Raw genomic sequence first — 22750 nt, forward strand, 5'->3', positions numbered from 1 at the left:
GACTATCCCTTCCTGCGGCTAGCGATGTGAAAGCCAACGACGATCAAGAGGATAAACGCCCCGGTGACGCCCATTCGAACCCCGGACGGCAAGGCGAGGAGCAACATGTAATTCTGCAGTGTCGCAATGAAGATCGCTCCGATGGCGGTTTGAAGCGGCGATCCGCGTCCGCCCTGAATAGCTGTACCTGCGATCAGCACGGCAGCAACAACGTCGAAGTCGACTGAACTGAAGCCCATTACGCGTGCCTTGCTGAATTGGGCCGCCTCGAATATCCCCATGACCGCTGCCGCGACCGTCGCGATAATAAAGACCGAGATCGTCACACGCGGGACCGAGATACCCGACGAATGCGCCGTCGCCTGGTTGGCACCCAGAAGGATTGTTTCCCGCCCGAACCTGGTCTTGCTGACGACGAACCAAGCAACCGCTACGGAAAGGAGGAATGCCACGGTCTGCGTTGGGATTCCTACAATGCGGCCGTTGCCAATCCATTCGACCGCCGCGCTCTCAATCGGTATGTTTTTGCCACCTGTAATCAGGCCTGCGAGACCGGCCATTAGGGCCCCGGCCCCAAGGGTCGTGATGATAGGGTTGGCGCCCATGGAGATAACACCGCCTTGTAGAAAGCCCAAAAGTACAGCAATGGTCAGGGTGGTAACCAGCGCGACCGGGAAGGGAATGCCGTACGACATCATCACGGCTAGGCAGACGCCCGAAAACATCGCCGACTGGCCCAGAGCCAGCGAGAAAAAACGACCTGACAGGGTTATGAACGTAGCCCCCATGGCTACCATTCCGGACATCGCAGCCGCACGTAGAATGACAAGGCCATTTTGGGGGCTAAGGAAAGCGGGGTTATAGAAACCGCCAGCGGCTATCAGCGCAACAAATGCTGCACCGAGCCCGGCATAGCGAAACAATCGGCGGAGGTTGCTCTCGCCGGTGATGCCTATTTCACTGATCGAGGTGTTCACTGCGCCAACTCCTCCAAAGGATGCGTGATGTCGCGGATTAGTTCTTGGCTGTTCGTCTGCGAGGCAGAGACTGTTCGGACTTGTTGACCCCGATACATCGGGATGACTGTGTCCGCGAGACCTTGCACCTCGTCGATGTCGGACGACGCAAAGACGATGGCCATGCCTCCATCTGCAAGCTTACGTAGATGACGATAGATCTCGGCTCTGGCCCCGACGTCGACACCTCGGGTTGGCTCTGAAACCAGAAGAACCCGCGGTTGAATGCCTAGCCACTTGCCTAAAGCGATCTTTTGCTGGTTGCCGCCGCTGAGCGCACCGACCTTGTATTCCGCACGTTTGACATCAACCGCCATATGACGGCAGATCGCATTGGCCATGTTGCGCACGCGACCGCGGCTAAACAGGCCGCCTGGCGAAACTTTCCGCATCGAGCACGAGGCCAGATTGGTAGAAACCGGAAGCTCCGCGAAGATGCCATCAAGCTTTCGGTCGCTTGAACAGTAACCAATGCCTTCGCTTATCGCCTTGGCAAGACCGTGAGCAGGGGGAAGCGTTATTTCGCCAACGCTGATCTTGCCGGTCTCGACGACGTCTGCCCCAACTATCGCTCTAAGCAGTGCTTCCGATCCTGAGCCGACCTGACCAGCGATCCCAACGATCTCGCCAGCTCGAACCTTCAACGACTGTGGCTTCTTAAGGGAGGTCGATGTGACGCCCTCCATTTTCAGAAGTGTTTCACCAAATCCAGCGGATCGGGGCGGAAACATCTCCTCAAGTGGTCGGCCGACGATCCCTTCAATGACCTTTTCAAGGGTCGTGTCAGATACATTCACTGGCGGGAAGCTTTGGCCGCTTCGAAGTGTGATAATCCGATCGGCGATCTCGAAAACTTCACCCAGACGATGAGTAACGTAGATGATGCTGCGGCCTGACTTGGCGAGCCGAAGGACCATTTGCTTTATCCGCTCGATATCAGAGTCATTGAGAGCGGCTGTCGGCTCATCGAGGATGAGGATACGGGCATCTGTTGCGAGAAGCCTTGCGATTTCGATAAGCTGTCGTTCCGCGACCGAAAGCCTTTCGACGGGGATCGACGGGTCCAGATAGTCGAGACCCACCGCTTCAAGATAGCTTCTGGCACGCTCGGCAAGACGTGCTTTCGTCCATAGGCCGCCGACCTTTACACCCCCAAGGAAGATGTTCTCGGCTGCACTCAGTGGACCGATGACGCTAAGCTCCTGCTCTGCAACTGCGATGCCAGCTGCGTGCGAGAGTTTAGCACTCCCGATTGGAAAGCTCTTCCCGTCAATCTTTATCGAACCGGCATCCGGCGTATGCAAGCCGCCGAGCACTTTGACAAGGGTGCTTTTGCCGGCGCCATTCTCGCCAAGAAGGGCCATGACCTCCCCACGACGAAGCTGGAAGTCGACGCCGTTCAGTGCCTTCACAGCACCAAACGATTTGGCAATACCTGTCAGTTCGAGAACGAGATGGTCCTCGGCTACATTGTTCGCAACCATAGTCTTTTCCTGGATTGTGTAGGTGAAGCACCCGCACTGAAACGGTTGCTCCACCCCATACTTTGTCAGTCAACTAGTTGTAGTTGCAGAGTTCCTGAGCCGTCTTGCCCCAGATCTTGGTCTCGGCGTAAGACTTCTCCGAGCCGTCCAGCATGGTGTTCGGCATGTAGTTCCACTTGTGTGGCGGTGCATCTATCGACAACGGGGTATCCGGCGAAAGGTTCTGTTCGCCGTCTGTCACCTTGCCCGTGTTGAGGTACGCTACGAGGGCATACATGGCAGCCGCGCCCTCGATGTACGGGGATTGAACGGATGTCCCGACAAGCTCACCTTTCTTCACTGCCGCGTTCGTAGTGGAGTTCATGCAAGTCCCGCCGACGAACAGCACGTCTTTACCAGGTTGAATGCCGCTTTCCTTAGCCGCTCGCACAGCACCATAAGCAAGAGCATCGTTTACACCGTAGACCCAGTTGAACTTGCCTTTATTTGCGGGAATGATTTGAGAGCCGATACTGTAGCCCTCGTTTTCGAGGTAGCCACCCGAGTGCACATCAGCAAGCACTTCTGAACTAGATGGGAACGCCTTCTTCATCTCGTCCTTAAAACCAGCTACTCGTTGCTGGGCGGCCGTGTGGCCTGCGACGGTGTTGACGATCAAGCCGTTGCCAAGTTCAACGCCAGCCTTCTTTGCACCTGCGATCAAAAGCTGGGCGGCGTTCTGGCCGCTCAGGTAGTCGTTAACGCCACCATAGGCGACAAAGAGATCAGCTTGCTCGGGGGCCGGAACTTGGTTGAGGATTACCACAGGAATGCCCGCGTCTTTCAGGGCCATCTCCGAAGCTACAGCGGCCGCACCCGATACCGGGTTTAGCACAACGCCGATTGGCTTGTCGCCCGTCGAGAGCATTTGTTGGATAGCGGAGTCTTGCTGCTCCTGAGACGAGGCTTCGACGTAGGTGAACGTCCAGCCCTGCTTTTTCGCGATATCTTGAACCGCAACGGCGTTCTGGCCGAAATAAGGGTTCTCCCTAGACTGACCGAACATGACAATAGCGCCTGATTTAGGCAGTTCGGCATGTGCTGTTCCCGTGACCGTCAGCACCCCCAACATCGAAGTTGTTAAAAATCCTAGCTGCAATGCGATTGAGCGTTTCCGATTTCTTTCCATAAGTCTTTCTCCTCCCGACTTAACGGTAAACGGGGCCTCCACCCCGGAATTATCTGGTCTCCCAAGCCACGCAAATTCGAGTCAGCGTGAGCGCCGCGATCCTCCATTCGCCGTCCACGAGACGATACTTTTCGTCGTAGTGACCATAGCCATGCATCACCTCCGGCCCGTAATCCAGGCGATCATAGAGTGTCCATCGGCCACTCGCCGTTTCGACAGTATCGATTTGGATTTGCGGGTCGTGGCCTTGATGGACGGCAATGATACCGCCAACGGCGCCTTCGATAACTTCGGCAGTTGCTTTTCCGCCAATAACAACCCAATCGGCTGGATTGATACTCTCATCGGTTACACCATGGTGGCCGACGTGATATTGGCACTCTCCACTGAAATCGACCTTCGCGTCCTCGGTAAAAATCCGTGCAATTGCCTGCCAGTCCTTTGTGTCCACGGCAGAGAAATAACGTGATTTCAACTGACGGATATCTTCGATCGCCACCAGGCGAGCAAGTGTATCCACCCCCGCGCTGGAAGGCGGGATAGCGGTCGTATTCATGCTGCATCTCCTCCAAGTGCCAGCTTTTAGCCGCCCGTTGGCATAGGTTGGCGACTGACAAGTCGATACTACAATCGCAAATCTATTAGTCAATAGCGAATTCTTATCATCTTTGCGAATTCAAATCTTCTTGTCTCAAGCAGCCATGGGTGAACTTGGTGCGCGAATAACCATACGCAGATGATACCCGAGGCCGTACGGTTGTGCAGCAATGGGCGCGCTTCACAATAACATCCTCGGGACGCTAACGCAGGGCGACTTAGCAGCGGCACTTTATTGGCACATGTATTCTCTTTCCCGGACCGGCTCCACGACTGCGCGCAGATTGCGCCATCTATTCATTGTTTGCTAATATCAAATAAATTGTATTATTGCGATCTTTGTCGAACAGGGCGCGAGAAAGATAAACTGATGACTGACAAAAATTTCGAGTTGGGTCTGAAAATGCGCCGAGAGGTTGTGGGGGAGGCCAGAGTGCAGAAGTCCCTTATGGAGGCCGACGAGTTCAGTAAACCTCTCCAGGAACTAATGACATCCTTTGCCTGGGGCCAAGTTTGGGGAAGAGACGAGCATCTTGATCGCCGGTCGCGATCATTGCTAACCATTGGAATATTGATCGCGCTGAATCGGCAGGCTGAGTTGATGGTCCACATTCGCGGCGGCATCAGTAACGGCCTGACGGAGGTAGAGATTCGGGAGGCGATTACTCATTCGGCGGTCTATTGCGGATTTCCCGCCGCACTGGAAGCGATACGTTCCGCACAAAGTGTACTTTCTGGGTTGACGCCGAAGGAGGGGGATAGAGCCTAGTGCTCGAACAATCGACCTGAGGACTTGCCGGGTGCCAGGTGGTTCACATTATGGAACTGGCACGCCAACAAAATTTGACGCGTTGCAGGCGCTAGAGGATTGGCTGGTGCAAGGCCGCGAGCCAGGTAAAATGACTGCCGTTGAATTGAACCCGAAAAACATTCGAGGTGGGTGATAGCCGCCCGCTATGTGAATACCACAACACCCACATTACGTTGCTTCTGGTGATAGCGCCAAGGCTGAGAACTTTGAGTGCCGGGCAATGTAAACGGCTGTGAGGTTTGCTCGGAGGACATGCGGTCGCGTACGCCGCCTGTCCTTGTCCGTTTGCCGCCTAGCACCACGACTTAACAATGAAATGACAAATCGGTGATTTGACGTCCACGAAGATAGCATGAAGGTTCCTGTAATTTCAGCACCAACAGGAAAACTCCCATGAAGGTCAAATCTCTGCTTTCGTTCGCTTTTTTTTGCTGTAGCCACCACGGCTGTGGCTGAGAATATGGTACTCGCGCCCACCGGGACCTTGCGGGCCGTTTATCTTGATGGCAACCCGGTGCAGGCGGTGAAATATCCGTCCACTGGCGAGGTCAAGGGGGTCGCAGCTGACATAGCGCGGGCGATGGGCGAGGCGGCGGATGTTCCTGTGAACCTACAAGGATTACAGGGCATTCCCGATGTGATCGACGCAGTGGCCAGCGGCGAGGCCGACATCAGCTTTCTGGCGCCAGATCCCACGAGGGAGGGAAAGGTTCGCTTGTCCGAGATTTACCTTCGAAACCCACAGAGCTTAGTCGTCAGTCCGTCATCGAAAATCGCGTCGATCGATGATCTAAAGAAGCCTGGGATAAAAATCGGCGTAACCAAAGGTGACTCCATAGCCAATTATCTGGAGTGGAATTATTCGAATGTCACCTTGATTGCCATAAACGGTGCATCCGCTAAAGAGGCAGCCGAGCTTTTGCGGGAGGGCGAAGTCGACGGCTTTGCGGCAAATATTGTTCGGCTTAAACGGATTGGCGAGGAGGACAAAAGCTTAGGGGTCATTCCGGGAAGCATCACGGGAGTGCCTCAGGCTATCGTCGTCCCGAGCGACAACGACCGGCGTCTCCAGTACGTGAATGACTTCATCACATCGGAACGGAAATCAGGTAACTTGCAAAGTTGGATTGCGGCAGCAGACAACGGAACTGTAGTCGCGCCATAGCTCGCGTCTTGTGACGCCTGCCTTGCTATCGCCGGCAGGTTATTTTTGTCGACGTTACCGCGACATACAAGGCCTCCAATCGCGGCTGCGATTAGAGCCTTGGCGGCAATCGCGATGGTTTCTGTTGTCACTGATCATTCTCGCAATCGGGCTCTGGTGACGATCAACTGGTTGTCAAAAAAGTCGTTTAACCCCGGGAGAGTCCATCAAGCTTTCCAACAGGCGGCGCAGACAACTGGACTGCCTGCTGCCATTTCAGTTCCCCTAACCCCCGTCAACGAACCACGAGCGGGTCACAGAGATAGGCCGAGGCCTGCCGGGAAACTTCGGTGATGACATGGTAAAGATCGCTGTTAGTTTCGAACGCAGCGCGTGCTTGCTCCGCACTGTTAAACCAAAGCACCAATATATTGTGCGGAGCTACAGGTTCAGACCATAGCCGGGGCCTCGAATGGCTGCTCGTAACGGTGTTGATGGAAATCTGGGTGGCGGATGCCTCGCTAGCTGCGCTTGCAAGTGCGGCTCGGGCAGCTTCCGCGGCGTCCCTGTCTCGAAGCGTAATCGGCACCATTACTTTTGAGCCGAAGTGGTCATGTGGATCTGAAGTCTCTACGATATTTAGCGACCAGCCTCTCAGGAATTGCAGCTCGTCCTCCGGTATTTTAATGGCTCCGATCTCGGACGCCTGCGCGGACATCATCGCATCCTCATCCGTGAAAAATAGCTCAACGATTCCGTCAGCGGTGAACCCGCGATTTTGGGGATAAGTCATGAGAACCTCGATGGCCCGATTCTGCGTGTATTTGCACACGCCTGGCAGGGACAAAGCGAGCTGGGCATGGTCTCCCGCCCAATGATTCCTGAAGGCATCAAGGCTCAAATTATCCTTCTTCGCTAACAGGGTCATTCTCTTTAACATAGCGATCCTTTACCTCCTCTCGGTACCCATAGTGGACTTGATAGCAGCTAGTTTGGACCAGTCCAAGAAATTCATCATTAGCGAAAAGATTTGTTGAAAATTTCAGACAACCAACAGTTCATGACAAAATGGCCCGAACGCAGAACATAAGATACATGCACCAGCGTAAAAGCGGACTCACGCTGTCTGCAGTGGACTGAATGTACCCAGATCAAATCGCCCGGTTGGCGGAGTTTTCCCTTGGGAAACAAAATATATGGCAGGCGGCGTAATGCCAAGGCGAGCCGTCTACTCGACAGTCCCGGTGGCCACCAGCGCATTTACGACGACCTCAATTACAATGTGTATTGCTGCGCGGCGAGGGGCATGCGGGACTGTTATGGATGAATTTGGGGGCGAATGGGTTGATCCTCAGCAATGAGGAAGAGGGCAACACGGGGCGCTGTGGAAAAAGGACACGAAACTGAGGTAGCTAAACCAGTCACTCCTTCACTAGGAGCTCGCACCTGCAGATAGACGACGAATTCACGTCGGCCTCGTGGGGTGGTCACGGCTTCGCAATGCCGGGAATGACAATAGCCATTCTTTATCGGGCGGATGCGACGTCTGGTTTTTGGGGGCGAGCGAACCGGGTTCTGAGTTTGGCCCTGCTCTCGACTGACCAAGCCACCAAACTATCCACTTCTCAGATTGGCTCACTCCTGCAAGAAATCGTCAAAGTCGAATCTATTTGTTAAAACGAAAGCAATAGCAATGATTTTTCTTGCATTTTGCCCTCCCAAGAAACCCCCAATAATCGATAAAACCTCACTAAAAGGGATTTTTGGCATATTGACGCTATTCGTCTATTGTAAATCAATTTGCTGTAGACTATTGTATATCTGCGCCTTTCGACGAGGGAACGAGATCAAGGCAATAGCCTGGAGGAACGGGCGATGGAGGACAAAACCGCCGTTTGGGAGGTCAGGCGTCGGATGGCAAACCGCTATTTGTCCTTCAATCGCCACTGGCGTCGGTCGTCAACTATCGAAGACGTCTGATTTGAAGTGGAGGAGAACATGTCAGTTAAGAAGTCCGCATTGAAAGTCGCGCTCTTGGCGAGCGTGCTTGGCGTTGCATACTCAGCCGAAGCAGAAGATATCAAATTGGGGTTCAACGGGGACCTCTCTGCATCGCCGTCCGCTCAGAGTGGGCGGGCGGGTGTCCTGGGAATCCAAGCCGCGATCGACGACATCAATGCAGCAGGTGGGCTACTGGGCCAAAAGCTTCAGCTCGTCGTTCGCGATGATCTGTCGCAGCCTCCAAAGTCGATCCAGAACATGAGTGACCTTATCGATAACGAAAAGGTAACCGCAACATTTGGCACGACGAATTCTGGCAACGCTCTCGCCTGGAAGCATATTCCGAACCAGCGCAAGAACCCGAATATGGAGTGCATCGGCTCTGGAAGTGACATCACCAAGTCCACGGGCGCGGACAACTACATTTACCGCGTTTCGATGGTCGACCGTTCGCAAGTGGCTGGGCTGATCGCCTACGTTAAGAACCGTTCGCAAACCAACAAGGTGGGCTTTATGGTGGAGACGACCGGATACGGGCAGGGGGCACTAAAGGACCTCCAATCCTTTGCTTCTAAGAAAGGCATCGAGCCTGCCGCCGTCGAGAAATTCGGCGTGAATGACACCGACATGACCTCTCAGCTTGAAAAGCTAAGGTCGGCAGGCGTCGATACCGTCATTATCTGGGCTCAGGGCACGCCCATCGCCCAAGTCATTCGAAGCATGCAGAAGATCGACTATTGGCCCGTCACTCTAGCATCTTGGGCCGCCGATAACGCCAGCTTCTATGATACCGCAGGAAAGGAATTGGCTGAAAAGCCGATTTTTATTCGCACCATCACTGAGGAACGTACTCCCGCCCAGCAGAAGCTGTACGATCGATTGTCGCCAAAGCTGGCATCTAAGAGCTCATTCAGCTTTTCCGCCCATTGCTACGACGCCACCTTGTTGCTTGCGGCAGCCATTAGACAAGCAAACAGCGCTGACGGTGCGAAAATTCATGATGCCTTGGACAATCTCCAAGCCCCGGTAGAAGGCGTCATGAAGACGTATAACAAGCCGTTCAGCGTTGACCAGCGCGAAGCTCTGACCGCTGCGGATTACCGGTGGACCCAGTGGCGAGACGGGAAACTAGTTTCCTTCACCGACGACACCATCAAGGCGCTCAAGCCCGCGGACTTCGCCGAGTAGCCACTCCACTATAAGCAGCTTAGGGGCCGACATGCTGGCGACATACATCCAAACCCTGGTCAGTGGCTTGGCGATCGGGGGGGTTTACGCCCTCATCGCCCTGAGCTTTAGCATTACGTTCACGACCACGAAGACCATGAACTTTGCACAGGGAGAGTTCTTGTCTTTTGGCGCGTTTATTGGGGTTGCCTCCCTGATATTCTTCTCCGGGCTGCACGGTAATTTGACGGCAATCCCTGGAGATGCCGTTCTCAGCTGGCGATACCCCGTTGCAGCTACCGCCGCCACGGTGGCAGCGGGGGTGGTCGGGATCTTGATTTTCTTGATCGCTGTACGGCCTTTCGCGGGCAAGCGAGGAATGAACTGGGTAATGAGTACTATCGGCTTCGGTGTCATTCTTCAGAGTATAGGGCTCACGGTCTGGGGGCCAGCTCCGGTTATGGTCCCTTCACCACTCGGCGATGACATCATTCGCATTGCAGGGGCGGGGGTCCGTCCACAAGAGCTACTCGTGCTTGCGTCAGCCATTGTGATCATGGTCGCTCTCGACATCGTCATGCGCAAAACGAAGATCGGCAAGGCTATGATGGCGGTCGCTCATTCACCGCAGACCGCAAGCCTCATGGGTATCAACGTAAACGCCATCATGATTGGAGCATTTGCTCTTTCCAGTGGCTTGGCAGGACTCGCTGGCGTTCTGATCGCTCCTATTGCCTCTGCATCTCTGTTCATGGGGTTGGGCTTTGCGCTCAAGGCTTTTTCGGGAGCGATCATTGGAGGATTAACTAACCCACGCGGCTGCATCTATGGCGGCTTCATCCTCGGTGTTTTGGAATCGACAGTGGGCCTTTGGGAAGCACAATGGCGAGAGATCGTGGTCTTCGGTCTGATCATTCTCGTCCTTGCGGTTCGCCCGCAGGGTCTGTTCGGCCAAGCTGCAATTGATAAGGTCTGATCCAATGCGTCATCTGATCGGAGCCATCTGCCTTGCAGCGCTTGTCGCGGTGGGCGTTATATTCGTCCAGAACGAGTTCTATTTGCGCACGCTGTTTATGATTTGCGTCTACTTTCTTTGCGCATCCGGGATGAACGTTCTCCTGGGGTTCGCTGGGCAAAAATCACTCGGCCAGGCGGGATTGTTCGCCGCCGGGGCGTATGCCGTCGCCCTGCTGACCACTGTTTGGGGCTTCGGTCCTTGGACTGCTTTGCTACTGTCTTGCTTAGTATCCGCATTCTTCGGCCTTCTGATCGCCTTGCCATCGCTTCGCGTCAAGGGCCCTAGCCTTGCCATGGTGACGCTCGCTTTCGGCATCGTGATTGAGAAACTTGTCTCTGATGGCGGCGATATATTCGGCGGCGCCATGGGCATTTATGCGATCCAACCCCTGACCATAGGCGATGTACCATTCACCGCCCAGCAGTGGGTATGGTTTGGAATCTTGCTTTGCCTGGTCACGCATCTTCTGTTGCGGAATTTGCTTGTAGGTAGATTTGGAAGAGCGTTCCTGTCGCTACAGTCTGACGAGATCGCCTCAGGCGCGGTCGGAGTCCCGGTCTACCGATACAAGGTGCTAGCCTTCGTCATCGCGGCGATTACCTGCGGATTAGCGGGAGCGCTTGTTGCACAGCAAAACCAGTACATCAATTCTGACTTCATCAACTTCAACCTGTCCGTCTTCATTCTCCTGCTTGTTCTCTTCGGAGGCAGTGGCTCGCTCTACGGACCACTCCTAGGCTCCGTTAGTCTGGTTATCATCGGCGCGGTTCTCGCTCGTTGGACCTGGGTCGAGCATTTTGTGAATGGTGCACTTCTTCTGTTTGCGCTGTTCGTGATGCCGAAGGGACTGGCTGGTGTCTTGGAGATGATCCTTCCGGGCCGGGGAAAGTCAGACCCATCCAATCGGCCGTGGGCATCAACCGCAGGAAAGCTATCTTTTACAGCCGGAGGAACCGATACAGGCAATCCGCTTATGGCGGCTGAATCCCTTAACAAAGCGTTCGGTGGCATCGTCCCTGCCAAGGACATTTCCGTGAAGCTTACCAAAGCTCATATTCATGCGCTAATTGGCCCAAATGGAGCGGGAAAGAGCACATTCATCAACATGCTGACGGGTGTGATCCGTGCCGACCGGGGCGCGATCACACTAGGTGGCAAGGAGATCACACGGAAGAAGGTCCACGAGATCTGTCAGCTCGGTGTGGCGAGAACCTTTCAGAACCTACGTCTCTTCCAAGACTTATCGGTGCGAGAGAATGTCCTGCTTGGCCAGCATTCTCGTATGAAGAATGGCGTCCTTTCTTCTCTCTTCGGGCTCCCGAAGGCATGGAACGAAGAAGCAAAGGCTCGCGCCAAGGTCGCAGAGGTTTTGGCATTCACAGGCCTCACTAACGTCGCGGACCTTCCCGCAGGTAGTCTCGCCTATGGAATTCAGCGGCGAGTCGAGCTTGCCAGAGCCCTTGCCTCTGAACCGCAACTGCTTCTGCTTGACGAACCAGCGGCTGGTCTCAACCCCCAAGAGACGGCCGAACTAGGAGAGCTTCTGGTACGAATTCGCGAGCAGGGCATCACAATCCTTCTCATCGAACATCACATGGACCTGGTGATGGCGATTTCTGACCACGTCGTCGTGCTCGACTACGGCCAGAAGATCGCGGAAGGGGCGCCGACCATCGTTCAAACTGACCCCCGCGTGATGGAAGCATATTTAGGCGCAGCCGTGGACGCGGCCTGAGGAGCAGCAAAATGTTGGAACTGCAAAACGTTCACCTCAATTATGGTCCGATCTCGGCAGTTCGAGACGCCTCCATAAAGGTTAGGAGCGGTGAGGTCGTCGCCATCGTCGGCGGCAACGGTGCGGGCAAAAGCACTCTGCTCAAGGGGATTGCAGGGCTCATTCCTATGCAGTCTGGCAAGATAGTCTTCGACAGCGAAGATATCACGCGAGTGCCACCGCACCATCGAGTTGCGCGGGGGCTTGCACTATCGCCTGAGGGGCGACAGGTATTTCCTGACCAATCCGTCTATGACAATCTCAGTCTTGGAGCTTATTTCCGAGGTCTATCGAAGAATGCGCTTGATGCAGAAATCGAGGAGCAGTTTGCTCTATTTCCTCGCCTGCGTGAACGTCGCAATCAGCTATCGGTGACCCTCTCTGGCGGCGAGCAGCAAATGCTGGCGATTGCACGGGCTTTGATGAGCAAGCCCAAGCTATTGCTTCTGGATGAACCCTCTCTGGGACTAGCACCTAAGATCATTCAGGAAATTTTCGCGATTATCGTTTCTCTGCGGAAATCGGGAATCACCATCCTTCTTGTCGAGCAGATGGCAAATATGGCTCTAGCGATTGCGGACCACGCCTATGTCCTGGAGACGGGGAGGGTTACCATGACCGGCACAGGCCAGCAGTTGCTTCACGATCCCAAGGTGCGTGCGGCGTACCTTGGCGTGGCTCACAACGCGGCTTAGCTATCTCCCGCTGATAGGCTAAACGAGCCTTCCAATCGGCTCAGTACTAGGAGGAGTTGCTCGGCATCTTTTCCAAGTGCGTCAAGGAGTCTTTGTTCGAATGCAACAGCGCGGGGGATGATACTGTCGTAGTATCGCCTTCCCGCGACGGTCAGGCTCAAGATTTCTTCCCGCCGATCATGCTCGTTGCCCTCCCGGCGTAACCAGCGGCGATCTTCTAGAGCATGGACCGCGCGGCTAACCTTGGTTTTGTGCATCGCCGAGTGAGCGCCGATCTCTCGCGCACTCATATGTTCAAACTGACCCAAGGTCGCGAGAACGCGCCATTCGGGTATAGTTAGGTCGTAGTCTGGTCCATAAACAGTGCGGAATTCCTTCGAAACAAGCGAAGCAATCCTATTGAGACGATAAGGCAGAAAGTTTTCGAGATTCAGTTTGGTCATTGTTGATGGTTACAAAATAGACCGTTACGTTTGCAACTGTTTTTTGGAGGACCGACGATGAATATACAAAATCCCGCAACCATGTCCGCAGGCGTACAGGCTGCATCTGCTATCCAACCTGGCTACATGTCTGGCTTCGGCAATGGCTTCGAAACGGAGGCGCTCCCTGGTGCACTCCCAATTGGTCGTAACTCGCCGCAGAAGTGTTCATATGGACTATATGCCGAACAACTGAGTGGTTCGCCATTTACCGCCCCACGGACAACAAATGAACGATCGTGGCTATATCGTATCCGCCCGACTGTTGCGAACTGGGGCAAATTTGAGAAAGCGGATATTGGTTTCTGGCGGACTGCGCCTGTCCACGAGGTCGACTCTCCCATAGCTCCAATGCGCTGGGACCCGATCCCGCTTCCGGAGGAGAAGCTAAGTTTCATTGAAGGTATCCGGACGATAACCACTGCTGGTGACGCGGGAAGCCAGGCCGGAATGGGCGCACACGTCTATTTGGCAACACGTTCAATGGAAGATGAGTACTTCTACAATGCCGATGGCGAGATGCTTATCGTCCCTGAACTGGGCAATCTGCGCCTCTGCACCGAATTCGGGGTAATTGATATCGAGCCCGGTGAGATCGCGATCATCCCCCGAGGGGTGAAATTCCGTGCCGAGTTGGTCGATGGTCCGGCGCGTGGATACTTCTGCGAGAACTATGGCGGTGCTTTCAGTTTGCCAGAACGTGGTCCGATTGGCGCCAACTGCCTAGCCAATCCTCGCGACTTCTTGACGCCAGTTGCCGCCTATGAAGATCGGGACGTAGCTTCAAAGCTTTATGTGAAGTGGTCAGGCAATTTGTGGGTTACCGATATCGAGCATTCGCCACTCGACGTAGTCGCGTGGCATGGTAACTACGCGCCGTACAAGTACGATCTCAGGAAATACTCGCCCGTTGGACCGATCCTGTACGATCATGCAGATCCGTCAATATTCACAGTTCTAACATCGCCTTCGGAAACCCCTGGAACGGCAAACATCGACTTCGTAATCTTCCCGGAGCGTTGGCTTGTAGCGGAAAACACATTCCGACCACCATGGTACCACATGAATGTGATGAGTGAATTCATGGGCCTCATTTACGGCGTTTACGATGCCAAGACAGGTGGCGGCTTCGTACCCGGTGGTATTTCACTGCACAACACGATGCTGCCGCACGGCCCCGATATGGATGCTTTCGAAAAGGCTAGCAACGCCGAGCTGAAGCCGCATAAGCTAGAAGGGACGCTCGCGTTCATGTTCGAGACGCGATTCCCGCAAAAGGTGACCGCATTCGCAGCAGAAACGCCGTCATTCCAAAAAGACTATGGAAGCTACGGAGCTCGATTGACAAAACACTTCAGTCCAGATCAACCTTGATCGGTTGATATCGGCCCCATACTCGCTCCAAAGAGAACTGGATGGGGCTTTTTTATACTCAAGAAGAAGATGCCCATATCGTGCTTTTCCGAGCCTTTGGCTACGACGGGATGTACAGCCAGAGGAAGCCCCGGTCGTAAATCGTTCGAAGGACGCCAGGTTTTAGCAGGTAGTCATGCTTCTAGGGGCTTGCCGTTCCGATGACTGTCAGCCCGCGTTGGTGCGTCAACTGGGTGGCAGCTGGGCGACCCCGCCGGCGACGTTCGCAACCAGAAACGTATCACCCTGTTTCACACCGCCTGATCCAGGATGCGCGATGCCGTTTCGGCGATCACGGTGAGACCGCCCGCATCCTCGAACGACTTGTCATTCGGCTTTTTAGCCCATTTCGTCGGAACCGCGCGTTGGGCCACCGTGTTTCTACCAATGCCAACGACCGCGTCTCCGACTACCGCACCGAAGACGCCGTCACCGACCTCGTCGACCACCCCAAAAGCCGCCATCCGCCCCTCGATGAGGTTCGTCGTACTAAAAACCGAGAAGCAGCAAGCCACCGCCATGATCTTTCGGACGCGCGATCTATTCGTGCGTCAACGAACGCAACTGATAAACGCCTTGCGAGCTCACCTTGCGGAACAGGGGTTCATTGCGCCGCAGGGCATTGCAAGCCCGGACGCGTTGAGGGGGATCGTAGAAGACGATAGCGGTCTTGAGCTCCTGGTCGTTGAAACTGCGCGGATTTATTTGGAGCAGATTGATCTGCTGACCTCCCGTATCTCCAGCTTGGAGAAGGTTCTCAAAGCTAAAGCCCAGCAAACGATTAACACCGCGCGACAGATGTCAATGCCCGGCGCGGGCCAATCACGGCCATGGCGATAGAGGCGTTTGCTCCAATTATGACGACGTTTCATAAGGGACGTGATTTTGCAGCTTGGCTCGGGCTTGTACCTAAACAACATTCGAGCGGAGGAAAGCAGGTGCTCGGCCGGACGTCAAAGATGGGACAGCGCGATATTCGGCGGCTTTTGATTATCGGTGCAACGACGGTGATCCGATGGGCATGCCGAAAGCCCCCCTCCGAAAACTCATGGCTCGGGCGTATGTTGATGCGCAAGCCGCGTATGCTCGTTGCTATTGCGCTTGCTAATAAGATGGCTCGATCCGTCTGGGCGACGATGACGAAGAATGAGAATTACAAAGATAACAGTCTCGCAAACGCGTAAGCAAAGCTGACGATATAGTGAGATCGGATCGTCGGCGTGTGAGGAGATAAGCGAACGGTAAGGACAAGAGATTCGAAAGAGGGGGGGAATGCCGCCGGCTCAGTGAGCCTCGAGCTCGTAGAACTGATTTGCGCCAGCCCCGCTTAGCTCCATACCGGCCAGCAGTAATATAGCTGTGCATCGAAGGCCTGATACATAACCGCATCCAATCACACGTTCAAGCCGCTCAAAGAAAAGCTTGCATGAACGGGGGCATCCATACATGAGCCGGTGGGGGTGCTGATAAAAACTTGGACTGCTTCAAAAAATCGAACGCGACAAGTTGAGGCCTTTCAGGCCTTGTAGTTCTACGGCATGAGATCGCCGATTTCGCTACTGGGCCAGCCATTGGCCAGACGCTCAAGTGTCTGCGTCAACCAGGCTTGCGGATCGACAGAATTCATTTTTGCAGTGTGCAAAAGTGTCGCGATAGTTGCCCATGTCCGGCCACCGCCGTCACTTCCGGCAAAGAGGCTATTCTTTCTTGTTATCGCCTGAGTGTACTCGACGGGTAAAAATCTACAACTGCTGGAGAGGAATTCGTCGCGTCTCAGGGAGGGATAATCAGCATTGAAACCGCCGTTCGTACTGAAGAGTGAGCATCCAGCTCGTCTAGGTCCTCAGTCACGACCGCTAAAATTGCATAAGGACATCCTCCTGACGAAACGTTCTCCTCGAAGTATTGTGTACTCTGCGTACACAATTTGATTGACGACAGGTGAAGTTGCGCTAATCTCTGGTCATCGCGATCGACGCTGACGGAGATGCCCATTGGCCAAGAGCAGCAAGAACAACTTATATGACGATCTAAAGCGTCAAATCCTCACGATGGAGTTGGATCCGGACGCCGATCTGGATGAGGTGATGCTCAGCGAGAAATATGGCGTCTCGCGAACGCCGGTGCGCGATATCTTCAGGAGGCTTGCTGGCGAGGGATATATCGATATCCGTGAAAATCGCGGCGCTCGTGTTATACCCATGAACCACAGCACGTTGAGAAACTTCTTTCTCGTCGCGCCTATGGTCTATGCAGCGATAGGCCGTCTAGCTGTCCAGAACTTTAAGCCAAGCCAGCTTGCCGATCTCAAGGATACCCAGGAGCGCTTTCGCCGAGCGAGCCAGGAAGTCGACACTCTGGGAATGGTGCTGGAGAACAATCGCTTCCATGAAATCTTCGGCGAGATGTCGGCCAATGTGTACCTGCAGCCGAGCCTAAACCGCTTGCTCATCGATCACGCGCGGATCGGCCACACGTTCTTTCATCCCCGTTCCGAGGACATGCGCCGCAGGCTTCAGCTTTCCGTCGAGCATCACGATGGCTTCATCGCAGCGCTTGCCGTGCATGACGAGGACGCGGTCGTCGATCTGGTTTTTGAGCATTGGGAGCTGTCGCGCGAAAACATGGAAATGTTCATCGCCCCTCAAGGGATCAAGGCGGACGCGCAGCTCGGGGCTCCCGGCCAAACACTGGAGAAATCACTGTGAAATTCGAGGGTATCTATACACCGGCCGTCACTCCGCTCGACCGTGAAGGAAACATCGACCGCAAAGCCTACGCCGACGTTCTTGAATACCTGATCGAGTCCCGCGTCCATGGCGTCATCGTCGGCGGGTCGACGGGGGAATACTATGCGCAGTCAGCGCAAGAACGCTTCGAGCTGGCGGCCTTCGCCAAAGAGGTTCTCGGCACCCGTATGCCGCTGATCGTCGGAACGGGTGCGACGCGGACGGAGGACTCGGTCGAGTATGCGAAAGCCGCCAAGGAAATCGGCGCAGATGCAATCCTCGTTTCGACGCCGCCTTATGCGCTTCCGACCGAAAAAGAGAATGCGATCCATGCGCTCACGGTCGATCGGGCGGCCAATCTGCCGATCATGCTCTACAATTATCCGGGTCGAATGGGCGTTGCGATGGGTGAGGAGTATTTCTCCCGCGTCGGCAGGTCCAAGAATGTCGTCGCGATCAAGGAGAGCACCGGCGACATGGCAAACCTTCATCTGCTCGCGCGGAAATTCCCGCATATCGAGTTGTCCTGCGGCTGGGATGATCAAGCACTCGAATTCTTTGCCTGGGGCGCCAAAAGCTGGGTTTGTGCGGGGTCCAATTTCCTGCCACGGGAACATGTCGCGCTCTACGAGGCCTGCGTCATTGAGAAGAACTTCGACAAGGGACGCGCGATCATGACGGCGATGCTTCCCTTTATGGACTTCCTCGAACTTGGAAAATTCGTTCAATCCATCAAGTACGGGTGCGAGATCGTCGGTCTTAAGGCCGGCCCGGTCAGGGCGCCGCTGCGGCCTCTGAATAGTGAAGAAAAGCGTGGCCTCGAAACCGTCGTGAGGACCCTCAAGCGCACCGTTGGCCAGATTGTATCGGGAGCAAACCATGCATGAACCTTTGACCGCAGCCGAATATAAGGCCATAGCCGACGGGCTGACATTTGCCGCAAGCGCCTTCATCGACGGCGCCTTTCTTCCTGCGCGCTCAGGCAAGACCTTCACCTCCACGAACCCTGCCACAGGAGAAGTCCTAGCGGAAATCGCAGCCTGCGATGCAGACGATGTCGATTTCGCCGTCAGCAAGGCACGCGAAGCGTTCAACGATGGACGCTGGCGCCTGCGCGCTCCTGGAGAGCGTAAAGAAGTACTGCTGAAACTTGCCAAGCTCATCGAAGAAAACCGGCATGAACTCGCTGTTCTCGAAAGCCTGGACAGTGGAAAGCCGATCCGGGAATGCCAGACGGTCGACATTCCGGATACGATTCACACGATCAGATGGCATGCCGAACTGGTCGACAAGCTCTACGATCATACGGCGCCTGTCAGGCCCGACGCGCTCTCCTTCGTCGTGCGCGAGCCCATCGGCGTCGTCGGCTGCGTTCTACCTTGGAATTTTCCGCTGCTGATGCTCGCATGGAAGATCGGTCCCGCTCTTGCATCGGGATGTTCGGTGATCGTCAAGCCGGCTGAGGACACGACACTTACGACGCTTCGCGTTGCCGAGCTCGCTGTCGAAGCCGGAGTGCCAACTGGCGTCTTCAACGTCGTCACCGGCACGGGCAAAGCTGTCGGAGAGCCTCTTGGTCTGCACATGGACGTCGACATGGTTGCGTTCACCGGTTCTACGCTGACCGGACGTCGCTTCTTGCGATATTCTGCGGATTCGAACCTGAAGAAGGTCGTTCTCGAATGCGGCGGGAAGAACCCCGCAGTCGTTCTGGACGACGCCGAGAACCTTGACCTTGTCGCCGAACAGGTCGTCAACGGCGCGTTTTGGAATATGGGCGAGAACTGCTCCGCCACGTCCAGGCTCATCGTCCACGCCGACGTGAAGGACGAACTCCTCAAGCGCATCGGCCACTACCTTAAGGAGTGGAAGACCGGAGATCCGCTCGACCCGGAAAACCGTATCGGCTCGCTGGTGAGCAAGACGCACTTCGAGAAGGTAACGTCCTTCCTCGCCGACGCAAAGAAGGAAGGTCTCGCTCTTTCCCATGGCGGCAAGGAACTCGAAGGGCGCTATCTCGAGCCGACCGTTTTCGATGGCGTCGGCAAAGACAGCAGGCTGTTTAACGAGGAAATCTTCGGACCGATCCTGTCCGTCACCACCTTCAAGACGATTTCGGAAGCCATAGCGCTTGCCAACGACACGAATTATGGCCTCGCAGCCTCCGTCTATACTGGAAGTCTGCGCAGCGCGATCAAGCTGTCGCGTGAAATCCGCGCGGGCATCGTGACCGTGAATTGCTTCGGTGAGGGGGACGCATCTACCCCGTTCGGCGGATACAAGGAATCCGGCTTCGGCGGGCGGGACAAGTCGATCTTCGCGCATGACAACTACTGCGAACTGAAGACGATCTGGATCGATGTCTCTGACCGATCGGTCGATGAGGCTATCGGATGATCACCACGCCCGTCAGACGTCTCCCTTTTGAAAATGGCGTCTCCGGGTGGGAGGCGATCAGCCATCGCACCTTTCCGCTTCGCGTTCTCGAAGCCGATGCAACGGCGGACTGGCTCATCGTTGGAGCCGGTTTTGCCGGATTGTCGGCGGCGCGTCGCCTTCAGCAACTTCGACCAGAGGATCGCATCGTTCTTCTCGACGCCAGCGAAGTGGCGAAAGGACCTGCCGGACGAAATTCCGGCTTCATGATCGACGTTCCGCACAACCTCTCTTCAAGCGAATATTCGAGCGGAGAGGCGGACGCCACCCGGCTGGAGATGGCGCAGAACAGAAAGGCCATTGCATTCTCGAAGGCTATCGCCGAGGAATTCGCCATGTCTGCGGAGACCTTCGATCCAGCGGGCAAGATTAACGCGGCTGCGACCGAGCATGGCATGCGCAACAATGCCAGCTTTGCCCAGTCGCTGCGCAGCGCCGGTGTGCCGCACGTGTTTCTCGACGCCGCCGAGATGCGCAAGATTTGCGGTTCGGATTACTACAAGGGCGGCCTCTACACGCCGGGGGCCGTGCTGATCCAGCCTGCCGATTACGTTCGTGGTTTGGCAGCAGGACTTTCGACGAAAATCGACATCTATGAGAAGTCCCCGGTTCTGTCCCTCGCCCGAGAAGGCGGAAACTGGAAGGCGCAGTCCAACAAAGGAAGCGTAACCGCACCAAAGGTAATTCTGGGTGTCAACGGCCATATCACCGACTTCGGACACTTCGATAGGCGGCTCATCCATATCTTCGCCTATGCATCAATGACGGCGGCTTTCCCCGCGGAGAAGCCATTTACGGACTATTCGGGCAAGGACAGATGGGCGCTGCTTCCAGCGGATGCAATGGGTGCAACGGTGCGCAAGATCACTTCGAATGGCCAATCGCGCATCGTCCTGCGCACCCGCTACACCTACGATACCAAGTTAGAACTTTCCAGCAGGCGCATGAGCGCTATGGCGAGGGAACACAGGCGGTCATTCGACGCCCGGTTTCCTCAGCTCAACAGGCTCGATTTCGACTACACCTGGGCTGGACGCCTCTGCCTAAGCCGCAATCACGCGCCCGCCTTCGGCGAGCTCGAGGAAGGTCTGTACTCCGCCTGCTGCGAAAACGGCCTAGGAACCGTCAAGAGCACCTTGGCGGGAATGATGGCCGCTGAGCTGGCGACCGGCACGAAGTCAAGGCAACTCGACGAATACATGGATCACCCGGATCCCACGCGCTTGCCGCCAGAGCCATTTGCCTGGCTCGGCGCAAACTCCCTGATCCGTCTGCAGGAATTACGAGCTGGCCGCGAGGGCTGAAGTCTTGCCTGAGCAGTACTTCCAATGGACTCCGAAATACTCCGTAAGGAAAATGTACACAGTGGTCATTTTACTTTTCACCTGAGAATAATTTAATGACACAGTTGTACATTTCGCTTGGCAGAAGGTCTTCGGTTTGTTACGAAAGAGGAAGGAATGAACGAGAGGACACATTCGACTTCAATGTGTCTTTAAGAGCGCCTCCCGGACGGGTTCATTAAATCCGTTTCTAAAAGCATGCGCATATGCCGCAGACCGCGGCGGGTCATTCAGCATTCACTGAAACCGGGATCGCGGCGACCTGCTTCAGAAACAGCCGCTATAAAACAAGGGAACAAAAATGAGGAATCTTCTCGCATCCACATGTCTGGTAGCCGGGTTCATGGCGCTGTCGCATTCCGCAAGCGCCGCCGAATGCGGTACCGTCAGCCTCGCACTCCACAATGTCCAAAGTGCTGAAGTCCTTGCCTACGTGGACAAGTTCATTCTCGAAAATGGCTTCGGCTGCACGGTGGAGATGATACCGGGCGATACGGTTCCTTCGACGACGTCGATGGTCGAAAAGGGCCAGCCCGACGTGTCGCCGGAAACCTGGGTGGACTTGCTGCCGGAGATCGTTCCACGCGGCCTCAAGGAAAACAAAATCGTAGAAGCAGCGAGGGCTCTGCCCGATGGCGGCGTCCAAGGCTGGTGGATACCCAAATATGTTGCCGACGCGCATCCCGACATCAAGTCGATCGACGACGCTCTGAAGCATCCAGAGCTCTTCCCGGCTCCGGAAGACTCGAGCAAGGGCGTGATCTTCAACGGCGCCGCGGGTTGGGGCGCTACGGTCGTGACCGCGCAGCTCTTCAAGGCGTACAAGGCAGAAGAAAAGGGCTTCACACTGCTGGATCCGGGTTCCGCTGCTGGCTTGGACGGCGCGATCGCCAAGGCCTACGAGCGTAAGCAGGGCTTCATCACTTACTACTGGGCTCCCACGGCTTTGCTCGGCAAGTACGAGATGGTTCTTCTCAAGTTCGAAGTGCCACAAGATCCCGCGGAATGGAAACGCTGCTTAACCAATCTGCAGTGCAACGATCCCAAGCCAGCGGCGTGGCCAGTCGACAACGTCTTCACTGTTCTGACGAAGAAGTTCGACGAGCGGGCTCCAGCAGAGGTCAAGACCTATTTCAGCACTCGCGGATGGAGCAACGACACCGTCGGTAAGCTCATGGCTTGGCAGACCGAAAACCAGGCAGCGGGTGAAGAAGGTTCGAAGAAGTTCCTGAATGACAACAAGGATCTTTGGACGAAGTGGGTGTCGCCCGACGTCGCAAAGAAGGTTGAAGCAGCACTGTAAGTTCTTCGAGCGCGCGATCTCTTCGCGCGCTCACATCTTCAGGCCCATATTGCTCGAAAACACCCGCTCGACCACAAGAACCAAGAGCAGTAGCGACAACATATTGAATTCTAAATGGACTGGTTGTCGTCTGCCCTGTTGCTCTCGGAACCCTCAACGCTAGTGAACC

19 protein-coding genes and 2 pseudogenes are annotated in these 22750 nt (G+C 55.2%); 13 read left to right on the top strand and 8 right to left on the bottom strand.

The window, feature by feature from the left end:
• Positions 1–2: 2 nt before the first annotated feature.
• The 4 genes from I8E17_RS32115 to I8E17_RS32130 all read right to left on the bottom strand — a co-directional run bounded on the left by I8E17_RS32115 (position 3) and on the right by I8E17_RS32130 (position 4224).
• Complete coding sequence (locus tag I8E17_RS32115) at positions 3–977, bottom strand: ABC transporter permease (RefSeq protein ID WP_209160297.1); 975 nt, start codon at positions 975–977, stop codon at positions 3–5.
• Complete coding sequence (locus I8E17_RS32120; RefSeq protein WP_209160300.1) at positions 974–2500, bottom strand: sugar ABC transporter ATP-binding protein; 1527 nt, start codon at positions 2498–2500, stop codon at positions 974–976. The genes I8E17_RS32115 and I8E17_RS32120 overlap by 4 nt, the downstream gene beginning before the upstream one ends.
• Before the next feature lie 73 nt (positions 2501–2573).
• Complete coding sequence (locus I8E17_RS32125) at positions 2574–3668, bottom strand: sugar ABC transporter substrate-binding protein (RefSeq protein WP_209160302.1); 1095 nt, start codon at positions 3666–3668, stop codon at positions 2574–2576.
• Positions 3669–3717: 49 nt separating this feature from the next.
• Positions 3718–4224: a nuclear transport factor 2 family protein gene (locus tag I8E17_RS32130; RefSeq protein ID WP_209160303.1), complete on the bottom strand. Its 507-nt coding sequence runs from the start codon at positions 4222–4224 to the stop codon at positions 3718–3720.
• 411 nt (positions 4225–4635) lie between these two features.
• Here I8E17_RS32130 and I8E17_RS32135 point away from each other — a divergent pair, with 411 nt between their 5' ends.
• Positions 4636–5034, top strand: a complete 399-nt coding sequence (locus I8E17_RS32135) for a carboxymuconolactone decarboxylase family protein (RefSeq protein ID WP_209160305.1) — start codon at positions 4636–4638, stop codon at positions 5032–5034.
• Positions 5035–5536: 502 nt separating this feature from the next.
• Positions 5537–6241: a transporter substrate-binding domain-containing protein gene (locus I8E17_RS32140; protein WP_209160307.1), complete on the top strand. Its 705-nt coding sequence runs from the start codon at positions 5537–5539 to the stop codon at positions 6239–6241.
• 274 nt (positions 6242–6515) lie between these two features.
• On the opposite strand, the gene I8E17_RS32145 is transcribed toward I8E17_RS32140, so the two are convergent.
• Complete coding sequence (locus I8E17_RS32145) at positions 6516–7148, bottom strand: EthD domain-containing protein (protein WP_229002316.1); 633 nt, start codon at positions 7146–7148, stop codon at positions 6516–6518.
• Between the two features lie 1070 nt (positions 7149–8218).
• On the opposite strand from I8E17_RS32145, the gene I8E17_RS32150 reads away from it, so the two are divergent.
• From I8E17_RS32150 to I8E17_RS32165, 4 genes are read left to right on the top strand one after another with little or no spacing between them, the layout of a single operon-like run.
• Positions 8219–9409, top strand: a complete 1191-nt coding sequence (locus tag I8E17_RS32150; protein ID WP_209160311.1) for an ABC transporter substrate-binding protein — start codon at positions 8219–8221, stop codon at positions 9407–9409.
• Between the two features lie 31 nt (positions 9410–9440).
• Complete coding sequence (locus I8E17_RS32155) at positions 9441–10364, top strand: branched-chain amino acid ABC transporter permease (protein WP_209160313.1); 924 nt, start codon at positions 9441–9443, stop codon at positions 10362–10364.
• A gap of 4 nt (positions 10365–10368) precedes the next feature.
• The gene (locus I8E17_RS32160) at positions 10369–12141 is read left to right on the top strand and encodes a branched-chain amino acid ABC transporter ATP-binding protein/permease (protein WP_209160315.1); all 1773 of its coding nucleotides are present in this window, start codon (positions 10369–10371) and stop codon (positions 12139–12141) included.
• Between the two features lie 11 nt (positions 12142–12152).
• A complete protein-coding gene (locus tag I8E17_RS32165; protein ID WP_209160317.1) occupies positions 12153–12875 on the top strand; it encodes an ABC transporter ATP-binding protein in 723 nt (240 codons plus the stop codon).
• On the opposite strand, the gene I8E17_RS32170 is transcribed toward I8E17_RS32165, so the two are convergent.
• Positions 12872–13318 carry a MarR family winged helix-turn-helix transcriptional regulator gene (locus I8E17_RS32170; RefSeq protein WP_209160319.1) on the bottom strand — a complete coding sequence of 149 codons (447 nt, stop codon included), beginning with the start codon at positions 13316–13318 and terminating at the stop codon, positions 12872–12874. The two genes, I8E17_RS32165 and I8E17_RS32170, sit on opposite strands and share 4 nt — an antisense overlap.
• A gap of 57 nt (positions 13319–13375) precedes the next feature.
• On the opposite strand from I8E17_RS32170, the gene hmgA reads away from it, so the two are divergent.
• Positions 13376–14731, top strand: a complete 1356-nt coding sequence (gene hmgA / locus I8E17_RS32175; RefSeq protein WP_209160321.1) for a homogentisate 1,2-dioxygenase — start codon at positions 13376–13378, stop codon at positions 14729–14731.
• A gap of 290 nt (positions 14732–15021) precedes the next feature.
• Here hmgA and I8E17_RS32180 read toward each other — a convergent pair whose 3' ends face one another.
• Positions 15022–15234 (bottom strand): hypothetical protein, encoded by a 213-nt coding sequence (locus I8E17_RS32180; RefSeq protein ID WP_209160323.1) that lies wholly within the window; start codon positions 15232–15234, stop codon positions 15022–15024.
• Here I8E17_RS32180 and I8E17_RS32185 point away from each other — a divergent pair.
• Positions 15224–15954: pseudogene (locus tag I8E17_RS32185) on the top strand (IS110 family transposase); the annotation flags it as partial. The gene I8E17_RS32180 and the pseudogene I8E17_RS32185 sit on opposite strands and share 11 nt — an antisense overlap.
• 347 nt (positions 15955–16301) lie before the next feature.
• On the opposite strand, the pseudogene I8E17_RS32190 reads toward I8E17_RS32185, so the two are convergent.
• Positions 16302–16490 (bottom strand): annotated as a pseudogene (locus I8E17_RS32190) (transposase domain-containing protein); the annotation flags it as partial.
• Positions 16491–16764: 274 nt separating this feature from the next.
• On the opposite strand from I8E17_RS32190, the gene I8E17_RS32195 reads away from it, so the two are divergent.
• From I8E17_RS32195 to I8E17_RS32215, 5 genes are all read left to right on the top strand, one after another.
• Positions 16765–17478: a GntR family transcriptional regulator gene (locus tag I8E17_RS32195; protein WP_209160327.1), complete on the top strand. Its 714-nt coding sequence runs from the start codon at positions 16765–16767 to the stop codon at positions 17476–17478.
• Positions 17475–18386: a dihydrodipicolinate synthase family protein gene (locus I8E17_RS32200; RefSeq protein ID WP_209160329.1), complete on the top strand. Its 912-nt coding sequence runs from the start codon at positions 17475–17477 to the stop codon at positions 18384–18386. The genes I8E17_RS32195 and I8E17_RS32200 overlap by 4 nt, the downstream gene beginning before the upstream one ends.
• Positions 18379–19896, top strand: coding sequence for an aldehyde dehydrogenase (locus tag I8E17_RS32205; RefSeq protein WP_209160331.1), 1518 nt, complete (start codon positions 18379–18381; stop codon positions 19894–19896). The genes I8E17_RS32200 and I8E17_RS32205 overlap by 8 nt, the downstream gene beginning before the upstream one ends.
• Positions 19893–21239 (top strand): FAD-binding oxidoreductase, encoded by a 1347-nt coding sequence (locus tag I8E17_RS32210; protein WP_209160333.1) that lies wholly within the window; start codon positions 19893–19895, stop codon positions 21237–21239. Before I8E17_RS32205 ends, I8E17_RS32210 begins: the two co-directional genes overlap by 4 nt.
• A 340-nt stretch (positions 21240–21579) precedes the next feature.
• Positions 21580–22581, top strand: coding sequence for a glycine betaine ABC transporter substrate-binding protein (locus I8E17_RS32215; protein WP_209160335.1), 1002 nt, complete (start codon positions 21580–21582; stop codon positions 22579–22581).
• Positions 22582–22750: the final 169 nt, after the last annotated feature.

This window comes from Rhizobium sp. AB2/73 (assembly GCF_020871915.1).
Lineage (GTDB): Bacteria > Pseudomonadota > Alphaproteobacteria > Rhizobiales > Rhizobiaceae > Rhizobium > Rhizobium dioscoreae.

Excerpts from the sequence above, each read along its gene's own strand:
- I8E17_RS32120 (WP_209160300.1), bottom strand. The coding sequence starts at position 2,500 with ATGGTTGCGAACAATGTAGCCGAGGACCATCTCGTTCTCGAACTGACA.
- I8E17_RS32155 (WP_209160313.1), top strand. The coding sequence starts at position 9,441 with ATGCTGGCGACATACATCCAAACCCTGGTCAGTGGCTTGGCGATCGGG.
- I8E17_RS32170 (WP_209160319.1), bottom strand. The coding sequence starts at position 13,318 with ATGACCAAACTGAATCTCGAAAACTTTCTGCCTTATCGTCTCAATAGG.
- I8E17_RS32150 (WP_209160311.1), top strand. The coding sequence starts at position 8,219 with ATGTCAGTTAAGAAGTCCGCATTGAAAGTCGCGCTCTTGGCGAGCGTG.
- I8E17_RS32215 (WP_209160335.1), top strand. The coding sequence starts at position 21,580 with ATGAGGAATCTTCTCGCATCCACATGTCTGGTAGCCGGGTTCATGGCG.
- I8E17_RS32205 (WP_209160331.1), top strand. The coding sequence starts at position 18,379 with ATGCATGAACCTTTGACCGCAGCCGAATATAAGGCCATAGCCGACGGG.
- I8E17_RS32160 (WP_209160315.1), top strand. The coding sequence starts at position 10,369 with ATGCGTCATCTGATCGGAGCCATCTGCCTTGCAGCGCTTGTCGCGGTG.
- I8E17_RS32140 (WP_209160307.1), top strand. The coding sequence starts at position 5,537 with ATGGTACTCGCGCCCACCGGGACCTTGCGGGCCGTTTATCTTGATGGC.
- I8E17_RS32135 (WP_209160305.1), top strand. The coding sequence starts at position 4,636 with ATGACTGACAAAAATTTCGAGTTGGGTCTGAAAATGCGCCGAGAGGTT.
- I8E17_RS32125 (WP_209160302.1), bottom strand. The coding sequence starts at position 3,668 with ATGGAAAGAAATCGGAAACGCTCAATCGCATTGCAGCTAGGATTTTTA.
- hmgA (WP_209160321.1), top strand. The coding sequence starts at position 13,376 with ATGAATATACAAAATCCCGCAACCATGTCCGCAGGCGTACAGGCTGCA.
- I8E17_RS32145 (WP_229002316.1), bottom strand. The coding sequence starts at position 7,148 with ATGACCCTGTTAGCGAAGAAGGATAATTTGAGCCTTGATGCCTTCAGG.
- I8E17_RS32130 (WP_209160303.1), bottom strand. The coding sequence starts at position 4,224 with ATGAATACGACCGCTATCCCGCCTTCCAGCGCGGGGGTGGATACACTT.
- I8E17_RS32210 (WP_209160333.1), top strand. The coding sequence starts at position 19,893 with ATGATCACCACGCCCGTCAGACGTCTCCCTTTTGAAAATGGCGTCTCC.
- I8E17_RS32180 (WP_209160323.1), bottom strand. The coding sequence starts at position 15,234 with ATGGCGGCTTTTGGGGTGGTCGACGAGGTCGGTGACGGCGTCTTCGGT.
- I8E17_RS32165 (WP_209160317.1), top strand. The coding sequence starts at position 12,153 with ATGTTGGAACTGCAAAACGTTCACCTCAATTATGGTCCGATCTCGGCA.